Annotated in this window: 20 protein-coding genes; 11 read left to right on the top strand and 9 right to left on the bottom strand. The window is 59.8% G+C overall.

Annotated features, from left to right (window positions below):
* Window positions 1–103 precede the first annotated feature (103 nt).
* The 3 genes from ada to QA646_RS20560 all read left to right on the top strand — a co-directional run bounded on the left by ada (window position 104) and on the right by QA646_RS20560 (window position 2,783).
* Entirely contained in the window at window positions 104–1,186 is a 1,083-nt protein-coding gene (ada, locus tag QA646_RS20550) for a bifunctional DNA-binding transcriptional regulator/O6-methylguanine-DNA methyltransferase Ada (RefSeq protein ID WP_283060513.1), read from the top strand.
* A gap of 84 nt (window positions 1,187–1,270) precedes the next feature.
* Window positions 1,271–1,894 carry a hypothetical protein gene (locus tag QA646_RS20555; RefSeq protein WP_283060106.1) on the top strand — a complete coding sequence of 208 codons (624 nt, stop codon included), beginning with the start codon at window positions 1,271–1,273 and terminating at the stop codon, window positions 1,892–1,894.
* 139 nt (window positions 1,895–2,033) lie between these two features.
* The gene (locus QA646_RS20560) at window positions 2,034–2,783 is read left to right on the top strand and encodes a 2OG-Fe(II) oxygenase (protein ID WP_283060107.1); all 750 of its coding nucleotides are present in this window, start codon (window positions 2,034–2,036) and stop codon (window positions 2,781–2,783) included.
* 6 nt (window positions 2,784–2,789) lie between these two features.
* On the opposite strand, the gene ugpC is transcribed toward QA646_RS20560, so the two are convergent.
* From ugpC to QA646_RS20590, 6 genes are all read right to left on the bottom strand, one after another.
* The gene (gene ugpC, locus QA646_RS20565; RefSeq protein WP_283060108.1) at window positions 2,790–3,863 is read right to left on the bottom strand and encodes a sn-glycerol-3-phosphate ABC transporter ATP-binding protein UgpC; all 1,074 of its coding nucleotides are present in this window, start codon (window positions 3,861–3,863) and stop codon (window positions 2,790–2,792) included.
* Window positions 3,860–4,789: a PfkB family carbohydrate kinase gene (locus QA646_RS20570; protein ID WP_283060109.1), complete on the bottom strand. Its 930-nt coding sequence runs from the start codon at window positions 4,787–4,789 to the stop codon at window positions 3,860–3,862. The genes ugpC and QA646_RS20570 overlap by 4 nt, the downstream gene beginning before the upstream one ends.
* A complete protein-coding gene (locus QA646_RS20575; RefSeq protein ID WP_283060514.1) occupies window positions 4,789–5,814 on the bottom strand; it encodes an SIS domain-containing protein in 1,026 nt (341 codons plus the stop codon). Before QA646_RS20575 ends, QA646_RS20570 begins: the two co-directional genes overlap by 1 nt.
* On the bottom strand, window positions 5,814–6,659 hold the full coding sequence (locus tag QA646_RS20580; protein WP_283060110.1) for a carbohydrate ABC transporter permease: 846 nt from the start codon (window positions 6,657–6,659) through the stop codon (window positions 5,814–5,816). Before QA646_RS20580 ends, QA646_RS20575 begins: the two co-directional genes overlap by 1 nt.
* On the bottom strand, window positions 6,659–7,543 hold the full coding sequence (locus QA646_RS20585) for a sugar ABC transporter permease (RefSeq protein ID WP_283060111.1): 885 nt from the start codon (window positions 7,541–7,543) through the stop codon (window positions 6,659–6,661). Before QA646_RS20585 ends, QA646_RS20580 begins: the two co-directional genes overlap by 1 nt.
* Before the next feature lie 75 nt (window positions 7,544–7,618).
* The gene (locus QA646_RS20590; protein ID WP_283060113.1) at window positions 7,619–8,857 is read right to left on the bottom strand and encodes an extracellular solute-binding protein; all 1,239 of its coding nucleotides are present in this window, start codon (window positions 8,855–8,857) and stop codon (window positions 7,619–7,621) included.
* A 183-nt stretch (window positions 8,858–9,040) separates the two neighbouring features.
* Between QA646_RS20590 and QA646_RS20595 the strand changes: the two genes are divergently transcribed.
* The 3 genes from QA646_RS20595 (at window position 9,041) to QA646_RS20605 (ending at window position 12,349) form a co-directional block, all read left to right on the top strand.
* Window positions 9,041–10,240 (top strand): ROK family transcriptional regulator, encoded by a 1,200-nt coding sequence (locus tag QA646_RS20595; RefSeq protein ID WP_283060114.1) that lies wholly within the window; start codon window positions 9,041–9,043, stop codon window positions 10,238–10,240.
* Between the two features lie 134 nt (window positions 10,241–10,374).
* Window positions 10,375–11,370, top strand: a complete 996-nt coding sequence (locus QA646_RS20600) for an aldo/keto reductase (RefSeq protein ID WP_283060115.1) — start codon at window positions 10,375–10,377, stop codon at window positions 11,368–11,370.
* A gap of 262 nt (window positions 11,371–11,632) precedes the next feature.
* The gene (locus QA646_RS20605; RefSeq protein ID WP_283060116.1) at window positions 11,633–12,349 is read left to right on the top strand and encodes a hypothetical protein; all 717 of its coding nucleotides are present in this window, start codon (window positions 11,633–11,635) and stop codon (window positions 12,347–12,349) included.
* Here QA646_RS20605 and QA646_RS20610 read toward each other — a convergent pair.
* Entirely contained in the window at window positions 12,287–13,147 is an 861-nt protein-coding gene (locus tag QA646_RS20610) for a tetratricopeptide repeat protein (RefSeq protein ID WP_283060117.1), read from the bottom strand. The genes QA646_RS20605 and QA646_RS20610 overlap by 63 nt on opposite strands.
* Before the next feature lie 249 nt (window positions 13,148–13,396).
* Between QA646_RS20610 and QA646_RS20615 the strand changes: the two genes are divergently transcribed.
* Genes QA646_RS20615 through QA646_RS20625 form a run of 3 tightly spaced genes read left to right on the top strand, consistent with a single transcriptional unit; the run spans window position 13,397 to window position 15,331 of the window.
* Window positions 13,397–13,960, top strand: a complete 564-nt coding sequence (locus QA646_RS20615; RefSeq protein WP_283060118.1) for a nutrient deprivation-induced protein — start codon at window positions 13,397–13,399, stop codon at window positions 13,958–13,960.
* 19 nt (window positions 13,961–13,979) lie between these two features.
* Complete coding sequence (locus QA646_RS20620; protein WP_283060119.1) at window positions 13,980–14,399, top strand: phage holin family protein; 420 nt, start codon at window positions 13,980–13,982, stop codon at window positions 14,397–14,399.
* On the top strand, window positions 14,396–15,331 hold the full coding sequence (locus tag QA646_RS20625; protein ID WP_283060120.1) for a DUF3618 domain-containing protein: 936 nt from the start codon (window positions 14,396–14,398) through the stop codon (window positions 15,329–15,331). Before QA646_RS20620 ends, QA646_RS20625 begins: the two co-directional genes overlap by 4 nt.
* Before the next feature lie 132 nt (window positions 15,332–15,463).
* On the opposite strand, the gene QA646_RS20630 is transcribed toward QA646_RS20625, so the two are convergent.
* Window positions 15,464–16,054, bottom strand: coding sequence for a BA14K family protein (locus QA646_RS20630; protein ID WP_283060515.1), 591 nt, complete (start codon window positions 16,052–16,054; stop codon window positions 15,464–15,466).
* A gap of 267 nt (window positions 16,055–16,321) precedes the next feature.
* Here QA646_RS20630 and QA646_RS20635 point away from each other — a divergent pair, with 267 nt between their 5' ends.
* Window positions 16,322–16,486, top strand: a complete 165-nt coding sequence (locus QA646_RS20635) for a hypothetical protein (protein WP_283060121.1) — start codon at window positions 16,322–16,324, stop codon at window positions 16,484–16,486.
* A gap of 18 nt (window positions 16,487–16,504) precedes the next feature.
* On the opposite strand, the gene QA646_RS20640 is transcribed toward QA646_RS20635, so the two are convergent.
* Window positions 16,505–18,556: a flotillin family protein gene (locus QA646_RS20640; RefSeq protein WP_283060122.1), complete on the bottom strand. Its 2,052-nt coding sequence runs from the start codon at window positions 18,554–18,556 to the stop codon at window positions 16,505–16,507.
* 460 nt (window positions 18,557–19,016) lie between these two features.
* On the opposite strand from QA646_RS20640, the gene QA646_RS20645 reads away from it, so the two are divergent.
* Window positions 19,017–19,523 (top strand): GNAT family N-acetyltransferase, encoded by a 507-nt coding sequence (locus QA646_RS20645; RefSeq protein WP_283060123.1) that lies wholly within the window; start codon window positions 19,017–19,019, stop codon window positions 19,521–19,523.
* Window position 19,524 lies beyond the last annotated feature (1 nt).

Consider the following 19,524-nt stretch of genomic DNA (forward strand, 5'->3'; position numbering starts at 1 on the left):
CGGATGATCTCCGGTCGCGCAGGAATCGGGTGGCTGTGCGGCTCTTCCGCTGCCAAGAATGACGTACTTTTGCTGGAACATAGGGACAAACGATATGACCGTGATGCCCAGAAACCGGACAGCTTTTATACAAACCACGGTGGCCGATGACCCGCGTTGGGCGCGTATCGTCGCTCGAGATCGAACCGCCGATGGCCACCTCTGGTATTCCGTGGCAACGACCGGCGTCTATTGCCGACCGTCTTGTCCATCGCGAACTGCAAACCCCAGGAACGTGCAACTGCATGATTCACTCGAAGCCGCCAAAGCGACCGGTTTTCGCGCCTGCAAGCGGTGCAAGCCGGACAGTCTTTCCTCAGATCGTGAAAATGCCGCCATCATTGCGCGCGTTTGCCGATTGATCGAAGAGAGCGAGGAGGAACCGTCTTTGCACGAGCTCGCCGACGCGGCCGGCCGCAGCGCCAGTCATTTTCATCGGCTGTTCAAATCGGCAACCGGTCTGACGCCCAAGGACTACGCCTCGGCGCACCGTGCGGCGAAAGTCCGTGAAGGCCTTGCGAATGGCAACAGCGTGACCGAGGCCATCTACGATGCCGGTTTCAATTCGAGCGGGCGCTTCTACGAGAAATCCACCGATATGCTCGGAATGACGCCGACGCAGTATCGGTCGGGAGGTGCCAATGAAGAGATCCGCTTCGCGGTCGGTCAATCGTCGCTGGGCGCGATCCTTGTCGCGTCGAGCAGGAAGGGGGTGGCGTCCATTCTCCTCGGCAGCGACCCCGACGCGCTGGTGCGCGATCTTCAGGATCGCTTCCCCAATGCCAATCTGATCGGCGCCGATGGAGACTACGAAGCTCTTGTGGCGCGTGTCGTCGGCCTTGTGGAGGCGCCCGGCCTTGGAATCGACTTGCCGCTCGACGTTCGCGGCACAGTGTTTCAGCAGCGGGTTTGGCAGGCGCTCCAGGAAATCCCGGCGGGCCGGACCGTCTCATACGCGGAAATCGCCCGCCGGATCGGCTCGCCCAAGGCGGTGCGAGCCGTCGCCGGAGCATGCGCGGCCAACAATCTGGCCGTCGCAATTCCTTGCCATCGGGTGGTGCGGAACGACGGCTCGCTTTCTGGCTACGCCTGGGGAGTGGAGCGAAAACGTGTTCTGCTTGACCGCGAAGCGCCCCCAAGCCGCTGAGAACCCAATGAACATCTTCCCGCGGGGCGCTTTCATCTCGCGGTACACCTGGCGCATGCCGTGCAAGCGAGGCAATATGCCGATATGAGCGCTCCCCTTCAGAACCGCGTCACTCCTTTCGGCGATATCGTGGCGATTTCGCAGCGAGGGCTGTTCACGGGCAACCGCGGTATCATCCACGATCCGGCGACCAAAACGCTGCTGAACAAGCGCTGGTCGAGTAAGGCTTGGCTGGTTTGCAGTTGTGAATACAAAGGTCGCCGTCGCGATGTCATGGCCAACCGGAGCTGGACCGAACTCTTTTTTCTGGACGAGGCGGTGGCGCTGGCCGCCGGTCACCGTCCCTGTTTCTTCTGCCGGCGTGATGCCGCCAAGGCATTTCGCGCAGCATGGGCCGGTGCGAGGGGACAGGCTGAACCCTTGGCCCCCGCTATGGACGCTGTTCTCCATGGTGAACGCATGGAGCGCGGCCGCAAGCGGATGCATCCGCTTGCGGGACCACTTTCCGAACTGCCGAATGGTACGGTTGTCGTGGCTTCCGGCTCGGCCTTCACGATCGCCGGCGGCCGCGCCTTTCGTTGGGCCGAGCATGGTTATGAACCGCCGCAGGAGCTTGTCCACGCCGAAGGCATGTTGACGCCACCCTCCACATTCATGGCCCTTCGCGCCGGCTACCGGCCGATCCTTCATCCCTTGATCCGGAAATAAAATTAGCTTTTCTCAGCCGGAGGCTTGCCGATTTGAAAGCAAGGACCGGAGTGAGGATGGATGGCGGCAGCTCTATTGTCATCCACAGCAACGGCGCTCTGTCCGGCTATGAAAGCGCTCATTGCTAAGGAGGCTAGTCATGAATGCTCATTCGAAACCCCATCCATCGGTCTCTTCGGTCCTGTCTGCAGAAGAGCGCGTTGCCCGGTATGACTGGCAGACACTGTCGCAGGAGCTGAGCGGGTTCGGCTGCGCCGTCATGGAGAAGCTATTATCGCCAGAGGAGTGCCGGGAGTTAGCCGGCCTTTATCCGCAGGAGGAGCATTTCCGCAGCCATATTCACATGGCGCGCCATGGATTCGGCAAAGGCGAATACCGCTATTTCAAATATCCGCTGCCGGATCTGCTTGGCGGTCTGCGCACGGCGCTCTATCCGAGGTTGGCCGAGGTTGCCAACGACTGGAACGCCCGCATGGGCATCGATCAGCGCTATCCTGCAAGCCATGCCGCCTTCCTCAAGCAGTGCCATGACCAAGGCCAGACACGGCCAACGCCGCTGCTGTTGCAATACGTCCCGGGTGACTTCAATTGCCTGCATCAGGATCTCTACGGCGATCTCGCATTCCCGCTACAGGTGGCGATCCTGCTCTCCGAACCGGGTAAGGATTTCACCGGCGGCGAGTTCGTTCTGACGGAACAGCGCCCGCGTATGCAAAGCCGCGTCGAGGTCGTGCCGCTGCGCCAGGGCGATGCGGTCGCCTTTGCGGTCCACAATCGTCCGGTCCAAGGCTCCAAGGGAAACTATCGCGTCAACCTCCGGCACGGCGTCAGCCGTCTCCGGTCGGGGATGCGCCATACCGTCGGCATCATCTTTCACGACGCGAAATGAGCGAGCCTAACGGAGGCAGCTAAGGCCCGTTTCCGCGTCAAAGAGATGTATTGCTTCATGGTCGAAGAACAGCGTCAGCTTGCGGTCGGTGCTGATCGGCGTGCGGGGAGCAAGACAAGCGGTCAGCCGCTGATCTCCGGCAATAGCGGTAACCACGAGTTCGGGGCCGGTCAATTCCGCGATCTCGGGCATTGCTTCGATCGAGAGAGCGGCCTGTTCCAGACGCAGTGCTTCAGGCCGTATGCCGAGAATGACATGCTGGCCTTCTTTGACCTTGCCTTTGAAGCGTTCGGGGAGCGGCAGGCGAGCGCCTCCGCCTTGTAACTGCAGCCCATCTGCGTGAACCGTGGTTTTCAGGAGATTCATCGGCGGGACGCCGACGAAGGTTGCCACATATAGCGTCGCAGGACTGTTATAGATTTCCTCTGGTGTGCCCAACTGCTCGATCCTCCCGTCCCGCATGACCGCGATCCGTGTGGCGAGCGTCATCGCCTCAATCTGATCGTGGGTGACATAGACAACCGTGGTCTTCAGCATCTGATGAAGACGCTTGAGCTCCGTACGCATTTCCATGCGCAGTTTCGCATCGAGGTTCGAAAGCGGCTCATCGAAAAGGAAGACCTCGGGCTTCCGCACAAGAGCGCGGCCGATCGCGACGCGCTGCCGCTGACCGCCGGAAAGCTGGCTTGGTTTGCGGTCCAGCAGGTTTTCGATCTGAAGCAGTTTTGCGGCCTCGCGCACGGCCTTGTCACGCTCCGCCGCCGGCACTTTGCGCATCTCAAGGCCGAAGCCGATGTTGCGGTGGACCGTCAGGTTTGGATAGAGCGCATAGGATTGGAACACCATGGCGATGTCGCGGTCTTTCGGATGCACGCCAAGAACCGAGCGCTCACCTATCCGCACGTCGCCACTGGTCGCCTCGGCAAGACCGGCGATGATGTTCAGCAGCGTGGACTTGCCGCAGCCGGACGAGCCGAGCAGCACCAGGAACTCACCGCTCTCAAGCGCGATATCGATGCCCTTCAGCGTCTCGACCTGACCATAGGTCTTGCGGATATTCTGGATCTCGAGCGCGCTCATCGTGCGGCCTCCTTCGTCGCTTTGAGCTCGCCATAGCTGCGGGGCAGGGTGGAAATGGCGCGCGAGGCGACCTCCGTTCCTGCAGCCAAACAGGTGGAAAGCGTTTCGCCGCGGGCAAGTGCTGCCAGGAATGCGGCATTGAAGACATCGCCGGCGCCGATCGTATCCACGACTTTCACCTGAGGCGCGGTGGCTGCAACGAGTGCTCCATCCCTGTCGATGGCAATCGCACCGTCAGGGCCACGTTTGACGACGACGATTGCCCCTTCAGGCATATGCGAGCGAAGATGGCGGGCGGCATCCACGGGATTGTCCAAACCTGCAAGCGTGGTCGCTTCCACCTCATTCAACAGGGCAATGCCGCAGCGCGATAGCCACCCGCGCGTGGCGGCGCAATTTTCATCCGTCCAACCATCGAGCGGCCATCCGGTGTCGAGTGCGAGCGTGATCCTGTGATTATCGGCCCAGTCGAACAATGTGCCGTAATCCCGTGTCAGGTCGTCGGTCAGGAAAGGGCCGCAGAGAAGGGCATAACCACCGGAAAGCGTCGATCCGTCGAGAACGGCAAAGACATCGGCAAGGCTGAGACGTGGCAGGTGGCCGCGTGTCGTGAAGAATGTCCGTTCGCCGTCCGGATGGGTGATCCCGACCGACAGCGTCGTGCGCTCAGGGTGCACCGGCCACTTCGCGGCCCGTTCGCTGAAAGCTTGGCTCAGCCAGTGGCCGAACTCGTCACTGCCGACGCTCGCGGCGATCTCGAAGTCGACGCCCATGCCTTCCCAGGCAAGCGCGCTATTGCCCGCCGCGCCGCCGACACGCAGCTCGTCATGGTCAACGATGATCTCGGTGCCCGCCTTCGGCCAAGGCGCGGCCGGCCCGAGGATCAGGTCGACATTGACATTGCCGATGACTGCAAGCGGCTTCATCATTCACTCCGGGTAATTTTCGTCGAGCGGACCGGCGTTCCGGCATTGTCGATGCGGGCCTCGGCAAAGGCGATCATCAGCCGTTGCGCGACCGGCAGCATGGCAAAGATTGCCGCAAGGCCGGTCGCCGGCTCGAAGCGGAGCGTCACTGCGCCCGCCACGGGCTCCTCGCCGGATGTATCGAAGACGACGGTCGGTGCACCGGTTTCCACAGCGGAAACGATCATCGCGGTGACAAGGCCCGCGGTATTGTCTCGTCCGCGGAAGAGAACGACGCCGATATTCGGTCCGAGCATTTCCATCGGGCCGTGGCGAAGCTGTCCGCCTTCGAGCGAGAAGCATGGGCGGCGGGACAGCTCCGTCAAACCGAGTGCAAGCGCTTCGGCGACGCCCTGCAATCTTCGGCCAGATGTGACAACCGTTTCGACAGTTGCAAGTGCGGAAAGTGCCGGCGCAATATCGATGTCTTGAGGGGATTTCAAAACGGCAAGCGCCGCCGACGGGCTTTCACCAAGCGCAGCTAGGATCGCGAGGTGAAGAGCAAAGGTGACGGTCAGGCTGCGTGTTGCAGCGAAGGCCAATTCCGTGCCGCCGGCACCGACCACGGACGGCGCAGCCTTTGCCAGGAATGAGCTGCTTTCCAGCGTCAGCCCGAATGTTTCGGTCGTGCCGCCGCCAGTCTCATTGAACCAACGGACCACTTCGGCGCTTTCGCCGGATTGCGAGGTGACGAAGACTGTCCGGCCCTCCAGCGACAATGGCTGACCGAGCTGCTCGGACAGCGGCAAAGCGATCGCATCGACGCCAAGGGCGCGATAAAGCGGCTCCACCGCGCGGTTCACCGCATGCGATCCACCCATGCCGAGGAGCAGGAGCTTGCCTTTTTTCTTCAGTGAAGAGGCTGCCTTTCCGGCCATTTCGGCAGCGCCTTCATAGGAGGCAATAGCATCCGCATGCTGGCGGGCCATCTCGCGATCGATCGCAACAAGTCCTGTCGGTCGTGTCTTTTGTCCGGTCATGGTCATCATCCCTTGACGCCGCCGCTTGTCAGCCCCGAGATCAGGGCGCGTTGCATGACGAGACCAACCAGCACCGGAGGCAGGGCGGCAAGCACACCGGCGGTCGCAATCAGTCCGTAATCGGATACACGTCCGCCCGCCAGATCGGCGATGGCGACGGTCAGGGTCTTCGCCCGCTGGTCTGACGTAAAGAGCAGCGCATAGAAGAATTCATCCCAGGCCAGCAGGAACGCGAAGAGCGCCGATGTCGCGATCACCGGCATGGCAAGCGGCAGCGTGATGATCTTCAGCGTCTGGAAGAGGCCGGCGCCGTCGATCATGGCGGCGGATTCGATCTCTTTCGGAATGGAATCGAAACCGGATTTCATCAGCCAGGTCGTGAACGGCGCGAGGATGGTGAGATAGACGAGCGCGAGCCCAAAGACGTTGTTCAGCATGCCGAAATAGGCAAGGCCCATATAGAGGGGTACGGCGAGCGCCACCGGCGGCAGCATGTAGGTGGCGATCACCATGGAGAGCGACCAGCCGACGGACGGCGTGCGCGATACGGCCCAGCCTGCGGGAATGGCAAGCGCGATTGCTGCAATTGTCGCCATGCCCGCGATTTCGATACTGTTGCGCAGCGAGGAGGTGAATGCGGCGCCGGTACTGTTCTCGATCGTCGAGAACAGCAGCCGGTAACGGGAAAAATCGGCTGTCTGCGGCCACCAGCGCAGCGGTTTCGCTGCGAGATCGGCGGCCGGCGAGATGCTCATGACGAAAAGCCAGAGGATCGGCGCAAGAATGACGGCGGCTAGCAGCAGCGCCGCGATATAGATGAAGGCGGTGAAGATCGGGCTCCTGCGTTCCATCAGGCGGCACTCCCCACCGTCTTTCGCACCAATGCGGCGTATCCGGCGGCGAGCACTGTCACCAGCAGCGTCACCATCAATGCCAGTGACGCACCGGATCCGGCCCGCTGAAAAGAGAAGGCTTCCTGATAGACAAGGATCGACAGCGTCCGCGTGCTGTTGGCGGGGCCGCCGCGCGTCATAACCCAGATGATATCGAACACCTTGAAGGCTTCGATGGTCCGCAGCACCAGCGCCACCATCAGCGGACCCGCGAGATAGGGCAGGATCACGAAACGAAAGCGGGCGATCGGTCCGGCGCCGTCGACCAGCGAGGCGGCAGTAATATCGCGCGGAACGGCCTGCAGCGCCGCCAGTGCAATCAGCGCGACGAGGGGAAAGTTCTTCCAGCAATCGGCGACGATCAGCGCTGACAGCGCGGTGGCGGGTTCTCCGAGCCACGAGCGATAGGCGTCGATCAGGCCTAGTTGCGTCAGCGCCGCGTTCAAGGCGCCATATTCCGGATTATAGATCAGCCGCCAGAGCGTCGCGTTCACAACCGTCGGCAGTGCCCAAGGCAGGATCATCAATGCGCGCAATGCGGTGCGGCCGCGGAATTCCTGATTGAGCAGCAATGCGGCAAGCACGCCGATCACCATCTCGGCGGCAACGGAAATGATGGCAAACAAAGCCGTGGTAACGAGAGTCCGCTGGAAGTTCGAACCGGAGATCATCTTCGTGTAGTTGTCGATCCCGACGAAATTGCCTTCCGTACCGACGAGCTTGGCGTCGGTAAACGAGAGACGGACGGTATCCACCAGGGGCCATCCGATGACGGCGATCATGACCACGAGGAGCGGCAGCATCAAAAGCCACGCGCGGGTTGTCATCCAGGTGCCGGACATTTTTAGGCCACCCTTTTTATTTGTCGGACTGGATTGGAAACGGGCGGCGCCTTGCGCCACCCGTTGATGGCGGCCTTAGAGACCGCTGTTTTCGGCAGCCGATTTCAGCGCATCTTCCGGCGAGGACTGACCAAGCAGCGATTCCTGGATCGCCTGCTGCAGCGCCGTCGAAAGCTCCTGATATTTCGGCGTCGTCGGGCGTGGGTACATGGCTGCAAGGCCGACCTTTGCCGCGGCGATCAGTTCTTCCTGTCCCTTGGTGACGGCAGGGTCGCTATAGGAGGAGGCCCAGATCGGCAGGCTGAGCTTGGCATATTGGTTTTGCGTCGCCTGCGAGGTCATGAAGCTGATGTATTTCCAGGCTTCGTCCGGATGCTTGCTGGCTGCGGTGATGCCGAGGCCCATCGAACCGTTCACCGCGGAGGCTTCGCTCTTACCTGCTACGCCCGGCGCCGGCACGACACCGACCTTGCCGGCCACTTTGCTGTCTTTCGGATCGTTCGCCATATTGTACATGTAGGTCCAATTCAGCGCGAAAGCGGCGTCCCCGTTTTCGAAGACCTTGCGGACGTCTTCCTCCAGGAATTCCTTGGAATTCGGATTGGTCAGGCCGGACTTATAGCTCGAAACCATGTATTTCAGGGCATCAAGGCCGCCACCCGTCTGGAAGGCGGGCTTGCCGTCCTTCAGGAAATCACCCTTATAGGCGCTGACGAGCGTCGCGTAGTCGCAGATCGCGGCTTCGGCCTGCGACCAGCTCCAGGCGATCGGCGTTGCGAGCAGTCCCTTGTCCTTGATGGCCTTTGCCTGTTCTGTGAGCTCATCCCAGGTTTTCGGCGGGTTCTTGATGCCGGCCTTTTCCAGGATTTCCTTGTTGTAGAACAGGTATTTGGTATCGAGAATCCACGGCATGCCGAAATATTTGCCGTCATATTGGACGGTGGTCCAGGCGCCGGGCAGCACGCCCTTTTTCATGTCGTCGGTGATGCGCGAGGACACGTCGACGAGCACTTTGTTCGTCGCATATTCGGCCGGCCAGATCACGTCGAAGAGGACGACGTCATAGCCGCCGCCGGAACCCTGTGCCAGCACAGTCTTATCGTGCAGGCCTTCATAGGGAACGAACTCGAGATTGACCTTGATATCGGGATTAGCCTTGGTAAAGGCGTCGGTCATGGCGCGCACGTCGGCTTCGCTATAGGCGGCCTGCGCCATGAAAAGCGCGTTGATCGTCGTTTCGGCCAATGCATGCGATGCAAAAGACGCGCCGATCAGTGCGGCGCCAAACAACGTCTTGCTTAGGGATTTCAACATTCCACCCTCCAGTTTTCGACTTTCATATGATTTCCGATGGCGGCGTTCGTCGCGACCGGTTGTTAAAAGGCAGCCGAGAGCCGGCCCATCTGTTCCCACGAAACTCTTTGGTTTCTCATTAAGTCAATTGTCTTGACTTAATTACTTCTTCAATATTCTACTGCTGTCAAGAGGGAATTGCGCATGAACGATAGCCGTCCGATCCGGGCCAAGAGCGGCACCAATCACGAAGGCACCAGCGCCCATAACCGCCGGGTGATGATCGATGCCTTGCGCGTCAATGGAGCGCTTTCACGGGCGGACCTGGCACGCGCAACCCGACTGACGAAGCAGACGGTTTCCAACATTATCGACGAACTTGAACGCGATGGTCTCGTGGCGTCGCAGCAGACGGTGCGCAATGGCCGTGGCCAGCCTTCGACGCCCTACGCTCTGGTCCCGGAAGGTGCATTTGCGATCGGCCTTCAGATCGACCGGCACATGACGCGAGCGATTGCCGTCGATCTCATTGGAAATGTGCTTGTCCGTCTGGAGGCGAAGCTTCCTTCGGGTGGACCGACGACGGGTGCTGCGGTCATCCTCGACCTTATCGCAGATGTTCGGCAGCAACTGGCAGCGGTTGCGACGCGATCCGAAGAGAAGCTGGTCGGCCTCGGCGCGGCGATGCCAGGTCCCTTCGGCCTTGCCGGCAATGGCGACGATCCCTGGATGATGGAGGCTTGGCAGAAGTTTCCCTTGCTTGAAACCCTGGCCGTCGGCACCGGTCTTGATGTCAGCATCCAAAACGACGCCGCCGCGGCGACGATTGCTGAGAGAATAGTGGGCGCCGCGCACGGGCTGGATCACGCGGTTTGCCTGTATGTCGGCTACGGCATCGGAGCCGGCCTTATTCTCGGCGGCGAGCTCTATACCGGCGCGAACGGCAATGCCGGCGAAATCGGGATGGCCTTGCTCGCAGTCGGAGGCAAGTCGACACCGCTCGAACATCGGGCGTCGCTGGCGTCGCTCTATAAGTATCTATCTCTCGATCCGGCTGACCCGGATATTTATGTCAAAATCCACGATCTCGTGTCGGTCGACGATCGCAGGATTGTTGCATGGATCGAAGCCGCCGCCTCCGACCTGAGATGGAGTGTGCATTTGATAGAAACCCTCTTCGATCCGCAGACCGTCATCCTATGCGGCAGCGCACCGCGCATCTTGGTGGACCGGCTCATTGCGGCCATGGGGCCGTTGCTGCCGTCGATCGCCGAGCATCGCGATCGCACTGTTCCACGCCTGCAGATCGGAATGGCCGACCCCTGGTCCGTCGCACTCGGAGCCGCCGCCGGACCGATCAGCCGGGAATTCGATCCGCGCTATGCTGCGATTTTGAAGGATTAGCTTCTTGCGTTCCGATGGGCAGCCACAAGCCGTCGCTTTTCATCCGTGAAAAATACCTTGCGGATTTTGCTGTTTACCACCCGGGCCGCTCTCCCTATCTCTGCGGATGACGGCAGATGGTCGCGGAGGATGACATGCTGACTAAACCCGATAATGCTATCACAATAACCCTCTGGAACGGGCGGGAGATTCCGCGCCTGGGCATGGGATGCTGGGCGATCGGCGGCCCTTTCTATGCCGGCGACGTGCCACTTGGCTGGGGCGAAGTCGATGACGATGAATCAATTCGCGCTATCGAGCGCGCCGTGGATATCGGCATTCGCTTCTTCGACACTGCCTCGAATTATGGGGCCGGGCATTCCGAAGAGGTCCTCGGTAGGGCGATCGGCAATCGAGACGATATCGTCATCGCCACCAAATTCGGCTCCTCGACGGACGAGAAGACCAAACAAGCGACAGGTCCTCGCGCCGATCCCGACTATATCCGTCAGTCCACCGAGACATCTTTGCGCCGTCTGCGCCGTGATCGTTTGGACCTGCTGCAGTTCCATCTCAACGATTTTCCGCTCGAAGCGTCCGATGAGGTTTTTGAAACGCTCGAAACGCTCAAGTCCGAAGGCAAGATCGACGCCTTCGGCTGGAGCACCGACCATCCGGATCGCGCTGCACGCCATGTTCATCGCGCGGGCTTCGTGTCGATCCAGCATACGATGAATGTTTTTGAGCCGGTTCCGGCGATGATCGATATCGTCGAGCGCAACCGCCTGATTTCCATCAATCGCGGCCCGCTCGCCATGGGGCTGCTCAGCGGCAAGTTCACCCCCGACAAAACCGTCGGCGAGAAGGATGTGCGTGGTGCAAGCCTCGGCTGGATGATCTACTTCAAGGACGGTAAGATCGCTCCTGAATTCGCTGTTCGCCTGGAAGCGGTCAGAGACCTGCTGGTTGAAGACGGCCGCACGCTGACGCAGGGTGCGCTCGCCTGGCTGTGGGCGCGCTCGCCCCGTACGCTGCCAATTCCCGGCTTCCGCACGGTTGCCCAGGTCGAGGAAAATGCCGGCGCCCTCGCAAAAGGACCGCTGCCGACAAATGTGATGGCGAAAATCGACGAAGCGCTGGCCGACCTCTAGCGTCGGACTATGGGCTACTGATCACGCCGCGCGCTATGTTTGTGCCATGGGCTAAGGCCTTTACGGGCGGCGACCTATGCCAGAAGATGGCGCGCGACAATCAAGGCGGTTAAGAGGCTGCGAAATGGGAGTGCTGCCCGCCCGCGAGAAATCGCCAGTCCCGCTCTTTTTGACCCTTGGCCGTATCATTGCGGAAAGTCCGATGATAGCGTCGCCTCAACCGATCGGCCTTGATCGGCAGAAAGCACTGGAGGCGGGCACAATGCGTATCATTTTTCGGTGTGATCCGGCTTTGGCGGAATATTTGCCGCGTCCCGTCCCGGCGCGTGGCGCGCTGCCGGACTGGTTGCGCGCCATGCCCAACACTGCGTATTCGGCAATTCATGGCCGCGAAGTGCGGACTTTGAAGCAGTGTCCTCCGGTGGTGGACGCGATGACATATGGCTTCATGATACTTCTGCCCTGCGATGTGCTTGTCGATAATGGCGTCTTCTCCTGGAATTGGGACGTTCCGTCCCCAGCCACGGAGCAACATCCTCGGTCGCCGCTGAGTTTCCATACGCCGGGGCAATTGACCGGCAGTCCCTTCGAGATCGCCGGGCAGGCGGCGATCAAATTCAACAGCTTCTGGACAATCCAGGTCGACGATGGCTGGTCGCTCTTTGCAACACATCCCATCAATCGCGCCGATCTTCCCTTCCGCCTTGTCACCGGCCTTGTGGATTCCGATCGATTTACCGATGGCGGGATCAATTTCCCGGCAATCTGGACTCAACCCGAATTCTCAGGGGTCCTCGCCCGTGGAACGCCTGTCGCACAGTGCTTTGCGGTTCCGCGCAGCATGCCGGAACTTGTTTTCGAAGAATTGGATGAGCAGCGGCAGAATGCCTACACCGAGACGGTTGCCACCGTACTTTCAACACCGGGCGTCTACCGCAAGCGATTTCGAGCCAAGCGCGGCCGCTCCGCCCACCAATGATTGACGCAGAACCGTCTCATCGAGCCAAAGCCTGCCGCAAGGCGCCGAGGTCAGGGCCATGGCAATGACTCCGAACGTGGATGCGTCCAGCGCATAAGCGGTCGAAAAGGCCGCCATGGCCTCGTCCATATTGCCCGCTTCTTGCAACACGACACCCAGGTTGACCGCAGCCTCGGGCGCATCTGCATTGATTTCGAGCACACGTCGATAAGCCTGGGCTGCGCCATCAAGTTTCTGCAGATCGTGTCGCACGAGTGCCAACTCAAACCAGATTCCCGGATGGTCTTCGAGAGCAACGGCGCGTTCAAGCAGGTGTTCGGCTTCGACGAGGGCGCCACGTTCCCTCGCTAGATTGCTGAGGCGGCTTAAAGCCTCCCGGGACGTCGGCATGGCATTGAGAACCATGTTCCAAGCGTCGCGTGCAGCCGACTTGTTGCCCATCTGGTCGAAAATTCGAGCTTTCTCGACGAAAATCTCCAACCGGATTTCAACGCTTGCCGCTTTATCGAGCTGCGCCAATGCCGCTTCCAGCCTATGTTTGGCTCGATAAATCTTGCCCGCGAGAATGAGGGCCGGCACGTTCCATGGTTGAGCAGCAAGGCTGGTGTCTATCTTTAGCCGAGCGCCGGCAAAATCCTCTTCCGCAAACAATATGGCTGCCAAGAGATGAGAGAGGGACGGATCGGACGGAAACTGCTTTAAACCGGTTTCGCAAAGTTGCCTTGCCACCGCACGATTGCTCGCATTGAACGCCGCTACCGCGTCTGCAATGATCGCCAAACGCTCACTTTCCTTCATGCGCACGCCATCCAGATGCTCCCGAGCATAACCATCGCGGAGTTATCCGCCGCTGATAGCGAGCCGTCAATTGTGGAATTTGGAGCATGAGCTGATTGTTTGCAGGAATAGATGTCCCTCTCCACAGAGCGGCAGAGGGCGCTGAGCGAGCGCGTAAGCGATGGAACGCTATCAGCCCGGCTAAGAAAGGAACCATGCTTCGGTTGTCCAGTTAGAATGGGTCTAGTGATTTCCGACAGGAGAGCGGCAATGAACAATCAACCAGATGACCCAGGCCCCGGCGGTCAGACGTGGCAGGATGGGAGTGATCAGCCAAGCGTCGGAGCGGGCACGAACGAGATCCCGAAAACGGGCAGTTCGGGGGAAGCAGTCCGTGAGAACCTAGAAGAGCTCCGACAGTTTGCCGGCGAGCAGACGGAGCAGGCGAAGGCCGCCCTCAGCGACGCGGCCGAAGACAAGAAAAACCTGGCCGCACGGCAACTCGGCGGCGTCGCCTCGGCATTCGAAAAAATCGGCGCCGAACTCGAACGGACGGACCAACAGTTTGTCGGCCGTTATGCCAAGCAGATTGGTCGTTCGCTTCAGGGTTTCTCGCGCGATATAGAGGATCGCGATCTCGGCGAAATCGCTGGCATGATTGAAGATTTCGGGCGCAGGCAGCCGCTTGCCTTTCTCGGTTTGGCGGCGATTGCCGGCCTGACAGCCAGCCGGCTGCTGACGGCATCAGCCCGCCGTCCCAGTAGCCAGACGGGTTCCCGAGTCTCCGCCTCCTCAACGCCAGGAGGCATCGAGTCCATTGGAAGCGGGTTGTAGTACAAGGAGGATCGCCACAATGGCAAATCACCGAGATGACCGCTCTCTGACCGAACTAATGACCGGTCTGGTAGCCGACATATCTGGACTTTTTCGCAAGGAAATCGACTTGGCGAAAGCGGAGGCATCCGAGAATTTGAACCGTGCGCTAGGAGGCGTCGAAATCCTGCTCGTCGGTCTTGTATTTGCAATCGGCGCTATAGGCGTGCTGTTGACCGCGGCGGTCAACGGATTAGCCGCTTTTCTCGTGGCGCGGAACATAGCTGAGCCGAGTGCTGACACGCTGGCAGCTCTCATTGTCGGAGTGATCGTCGCCCTCCTTGCCTGGGCAATGGTGGCGCGCGGTATTTCCACGCTGAGAGGCAGCAGCCTCAAGCTGGATAAGACGACAACATCGCTGCGGCGTGATGTGGACGTCGTGAAGGAGAGAGTGCAATGAACGACAATTCTCACTCCCACTCGGCTGCCGAGCTGCAGCGAGAGATCGAAGCGGATCGCCACCGGATCGAAGAAAAGCTCCACGCGATCGAGGAGCGCATGTCTCCCGGTCAGCTTATGGACGAACTGCTCGAATATGCAAGGCAAAGCGGCGGCGCTGAATATGTCAGCAATCTGGGCAAGGCGCTCAGGACCAACCCTATTCCCGTTACATTGTTGGGAGTGAGCCTTGCCTGGCTGTTTGCCAATCCCGGCACCCGCTCTCCAGGAACCAGCGAGCGGGACGAAGCCCAGGAGGAATACCCGCTGGCGACCGTGACGGGTGCCGTAAGGCGCACCGGACCTGTCGAGGCGAGCTTCGGCGAACGGTACAGCCACTTCACGGATGAAGGCGGCAATCGTTTCCGAGCCCTAACGGACGCTGGTGGCCGCCGGGCCGGCCATTTCGTTGACCAAAGCGGAAAGGCCTATCGCGGCTTTGCCGACGCGGCCGGCAAGCAGGTGAAGGATATCCGCGACGAGGCTGGCACCTTGTTCGATGGGGCTTCCGGTTGGGCCTCTGATACCTGGCGACAGGTGAGTACCTCCACCGGTCGGCTGACCGGTTCGATTGCGCAAGCCGGAAGTTCCGTCGCCGGCAGTGTTCAGGACGCGGCGCGAACGTTTGAGAATCGAAGCGCGCAGTTTAACGACGCCATTCTCAGGCATTTCCGCGATCAGCCTCTCGTCGGTGGCGCCCTTGCTTTTGCGGTCGGCGCAGCCATAGGAGCGGCGCTGCCGCATACGGAGCTCGAGGATCAGGCCGTGGGCGACGTTTCCGATAAGCTGCGCGGGGATATCATATCGAATGCGAGTGAAGCGGCCCAAGAAACAGTGGGGACTGCTCGAGAGGTCCTGAACAAGGCGGGAGACGGCAGCATAAAGTATGACTGATTGAGGGACGCCCCAGTGTCGCGACATGCATGTTGCCCGCGCAGGTGCCAGCGGCATACGATATGGTCGAGATGCACACGAGTGGAGCTTCAGCCCGACGACTGGTTGTTTGAACGAGCCGTCGCTCCGATGTTACTTCGTCGCTACCACCGGCTCCGATTCGCCAGGCGGCTGACATGCCCGACGAGGCCCTTCGAAAGGCTGATAGCTATTGTCCTCCCGTCGATAGGACCTATAACGGCTTGCGCACCAATCGACTGCTTGCGCAGATATCGATGGTCCGGGCGGTGTGCCTTCGTCCGGCTGGATCACGTCTGATGACAGCGAGCACTGTCGTATCCGCCCATCATAGGAGCGATAGGTGTTCGTTGAGGGATCGAACGAGCGGTAGCGTCGGGCACACGTCTGGATGTGCTCCGCGGAGAACCATGGCTTTTGCTGGTCAACCTCGGTTGCAGTCGATCCTATTTCTTTCGATGGCTTTGCGGTTTTAACGGCAGTGGCATTGGTAACATATGTCGAATAAAGGGGTGGAAGCCGCTCGTAATGTTGCGTTCTGGGATCGACGCGTCGCGGCTCCGTTGTCCAAAGATCAGGCGCTGTGAGATTGGCGAATGAATGTCGTTCCGGTTCCGCCACGACGTAGGAAGCAAGGGACGCAACAGCGATACAGGCGCCTATCGAACTTGCGATTCCGAACGCGGCCAATGCTATGGCTTTCATTTTGACACCTTCTGGCCATCGATCCGCTGCGGCATTCAGAAGGCGCACGAGGCCGCCTTTGTGACCGCTGTCAAACGAACGAGCCGAAACCCACAGGTGTTCCACCACTCGGTCTTCAGTCTGATGGATCCAGGACTTTGGTCCATGTGTGCGGGCGTGTCTGTCAACCAAAGGGAGAATGTCAGGGCCGAAGGATAGATGCAGAAATCCCCAACATCAGCGGCGTGATCGATGAGATCGCCTCTCAGGTAGAAGAGATCGACGCCAATGTATCTTGCGATCATCGAAGAGCAGACGGCCGCCAGCCAGAGCCTGGCACGCGAAGCCAACGTCCTGTTCGACTACTGGAGCAGTTCCGGTTCGATGATGCTTCCAGGTATGGAATATCTAGGTTCGAAGAGGGAAAGCGGATGCAAAAATGGGCCGGCGTAGTACCCGGCCCATCGATAATCAATGCTGCTCGACCGGCGCCGGCGCCGGCACCGCAGCCGGCGAATCCTGTCGTCCAAGCCGGTCAGCGACCAGCATCGACAGCATCATTTCCACAAGACCATTGGTTGCACCCTTCTCGCCGCCGGCGCCGCCAACCTGGATCTGCGGCACGAGCGGCAGCCTGCCGTTCTCGATCGCTTCAGCGAAGCGCATGAGGACCTGCGAGTTGAGCTGATAGTCCGGTCCACCAAAGGCCGCGACCTTCTTCTCGGTGGCCTCGGCTTCCGCCAGACCGACGGCGCGCACCTTCTCGGCATCCGCAAAACCGGTCGCCTTGATCCGTTCGGCATCGGCAAGCGCAATGGCCTTGATCCGGTCGGCTTCACCGAGGCCGGCGAGGCGCACCTTCTCGGCCTCTGCCTTGGCGGTGACTTGAATGGTTTCTGCCTGCTGGCGGGTGCGGGCGAGTTGCGCCTTACCCTCGTTTTCGCTGATTTCGATGGTGAGTGCTGATGTCGTGATCTTGGCCTGCTGTTCGGCGAGCGCTTCCTTCTCGCGCAATGTGCGCTCCTGGATCGCAGCCGCTTCCTGCAACTTATAGGTCTCGACCTTTTCAACGGCGATCTGGCGCTCGCGTAGCTGGATCAGGATCTGCTCTATGCTGTTCTGGCCATTGTTGGCGCGCGGCGTACCGATCAGCACTTCCTGCAGTTCGAGGCTGTAGGAAGCAAACTTCTCGCGCATTTCCTCGCCGGATTTGCGCTGGATTTCGCTGCGCTCCTGCAGCAGTTGGATCAACGTCTTGGTCTGGGCGATATTCTTGAAATAGGCCGAGACCATCGGATCGAGCGTCTGTTCCACCAGCCGTTTGATATCCCCGAAACGCTGCACGACGAGCGGCGCCTTCATATAGTCGATGTGCACGACCACCGAGAGGGGCAGCACTGGTTCGAACGCGTCCTTGGTGATCAGCGACACTTCGGAAAGATTCTCGTCCAGCCTGTGCTCGCCGAACTGTTCCCTGGACCATTTGAGGACGAAGTTGGTGGTCGGCACGATGACGATATTGCCGGCATAAGTGTTGAATGCATATTTGCCCGGCAGAAGCGGCGTCGACCAGACACCGCGAGCGCCGGTCTCGACCAATTCGCCGTGGCGATAGGACTGGCCGGAAATATCCGCACCGCGCCGGCCGGTATAAGAGACGACGACGCCCACTGTGCCGACGTCGATGATCGTCTTTTCGACCAGTTCGACGGTCGCGAAGATGCGATTGAGGAAATAACTGCCGTCGGCAAGCACCTGCAACTGCCGGCCGCGATAGCCGCCGGCATTGAGAAACTTCTCCGGATCCTGGAAATTGTTGTGGAAGTTCGGATCCTTCGGATCGTTGGCGACGGTCGGCGCGATGATCTCGCCGTCCGGCAGCGCCGGACCGTCGTGAATGGTGATGATGCCGATCATGTCCTCGGCGTCATGGATGACGACGGGCTCGAAGCCATTCCGCTCCGTGATCAGCCTGGACATGTCCGCAAACAGTTTTTGTTCCGACGAACTCAGGTTGACTGCATAGGTTGATTGCGCAGTCAGCACGATGAACTGTGCGAGATTGATCGCATAGGTGCCTTCGCGCAGGATCTTGCGCTGCGGTCCCTTCTGGCCGCCCTTCATGAGAAAGCCGCGCACGTCCTGGAAGTCATCGGCTTCGATATTCGATGCAAGCGTCTGGGTCGGCGGCAACGGCTTGCCGTCACGGGCGAAGACATAGCCGATCTGGCCCTGCGGAATAGTCACGAGATCGGCGCGATGCATCGAATACTGGAACGGCATGAAGAAGTGCAGCCCGCCGCGCACGACTTCCGGCTGGAAGCCGGCCTCACCGTTGAGCGCAATGAAGCCATTCTCGACAGAGCCGCGAAAACTCCAAAGTTTTTCGAGGATGCCGAGCCTGTCGTTGGGGATATAGCGGATCAGGCCGCTCCACCGGAAAAGGATTGCCAGCACGATGACCGGGACGGCAATTTCGATCGCCATCCATTCGGTCGGGCTGAGATATTGCAGTGATTCCATCTTTCTCTCCTATGGGCGCACGGGTTCGTCCACCCGACGGCCGCCCGGTTGGTATTGTTGTTAAGACGGGGAGATTGCGTGCGCCTTACGTTCGATACACGAAAAGCGTGTCGAACACCTGGGCCGCTCATTGTCTGGGAAAATGACCGCGCGTGCCCCAGTCCCCACTGAGAGACGGCGTGGTCGTGAGTGCTCTCACATCGGTATTGCCTTGATAGACATAGCGATAGAGCACGTAAGGATTGCGCCTATAGGTTTGAAGACGTTCGATATGGAAATCGGATAAGTACTTCCAACAATTCTGCTATTTCGAGCATTCAATTCTACTGAATTACATCGTTCCCGCCCGTTTGTTTCGGCGGGCGTTTCCTTTGCTGCCACCGTCAGTTCGCCTGTGTGGACCACTTGCGTTCTCCCAGGGCCATTCGTACGGTGTCATCCCGAGACGAGGACATTGGTCATGCATATCCGAAGGGCTGTAGCAGCCGACGCGGAGGAACTGTGTAGCCTCCTGAATGAGATTATCCGCATTGGCGGAACAACTGCGCTTGAGACGCCGCTTTCGGCTGCCGAGTTCGCAGATTGGTTCATCGACGGCGAGTTTGTTCTTGCCTGTCATGTTGCGGAGCACGATCAGTTGCTTGCCGGCTTTCAGTCCCTGAGTCTATATGGCGATCCGCCGAAGGGTTTTGCGGATATAGCGACATTTGCCCGCACCAATCCAAAGATACCCGGCGTCGGCAGCGCCCTTTTTCCCGCGACCCGGACAGCAGCCGAAGAGCTCGGATTCGAATTTATCAATGCGACCATACGTGCCGATAATGTCAGCGGCCTTGCCTATTATACGAGGATGGGTTTTGAGGACTATGACCGGCTCATCCAGGTTCCCCTTTTGGACGGAACGCCGGTCGATCGGATCAAGAAGCGCTTCAAATTAGGGGCAAGTCGCCACACGTCTCGCGAATGAA

The organism is Rhizobium sp. CB3090 (assembly GCF_029714285.1).
GTDB lineage: Bacteria > Pseudomonadota > Alphaproteobacteria > Rhizobiales > Rhizobiaceae > Rhizobium.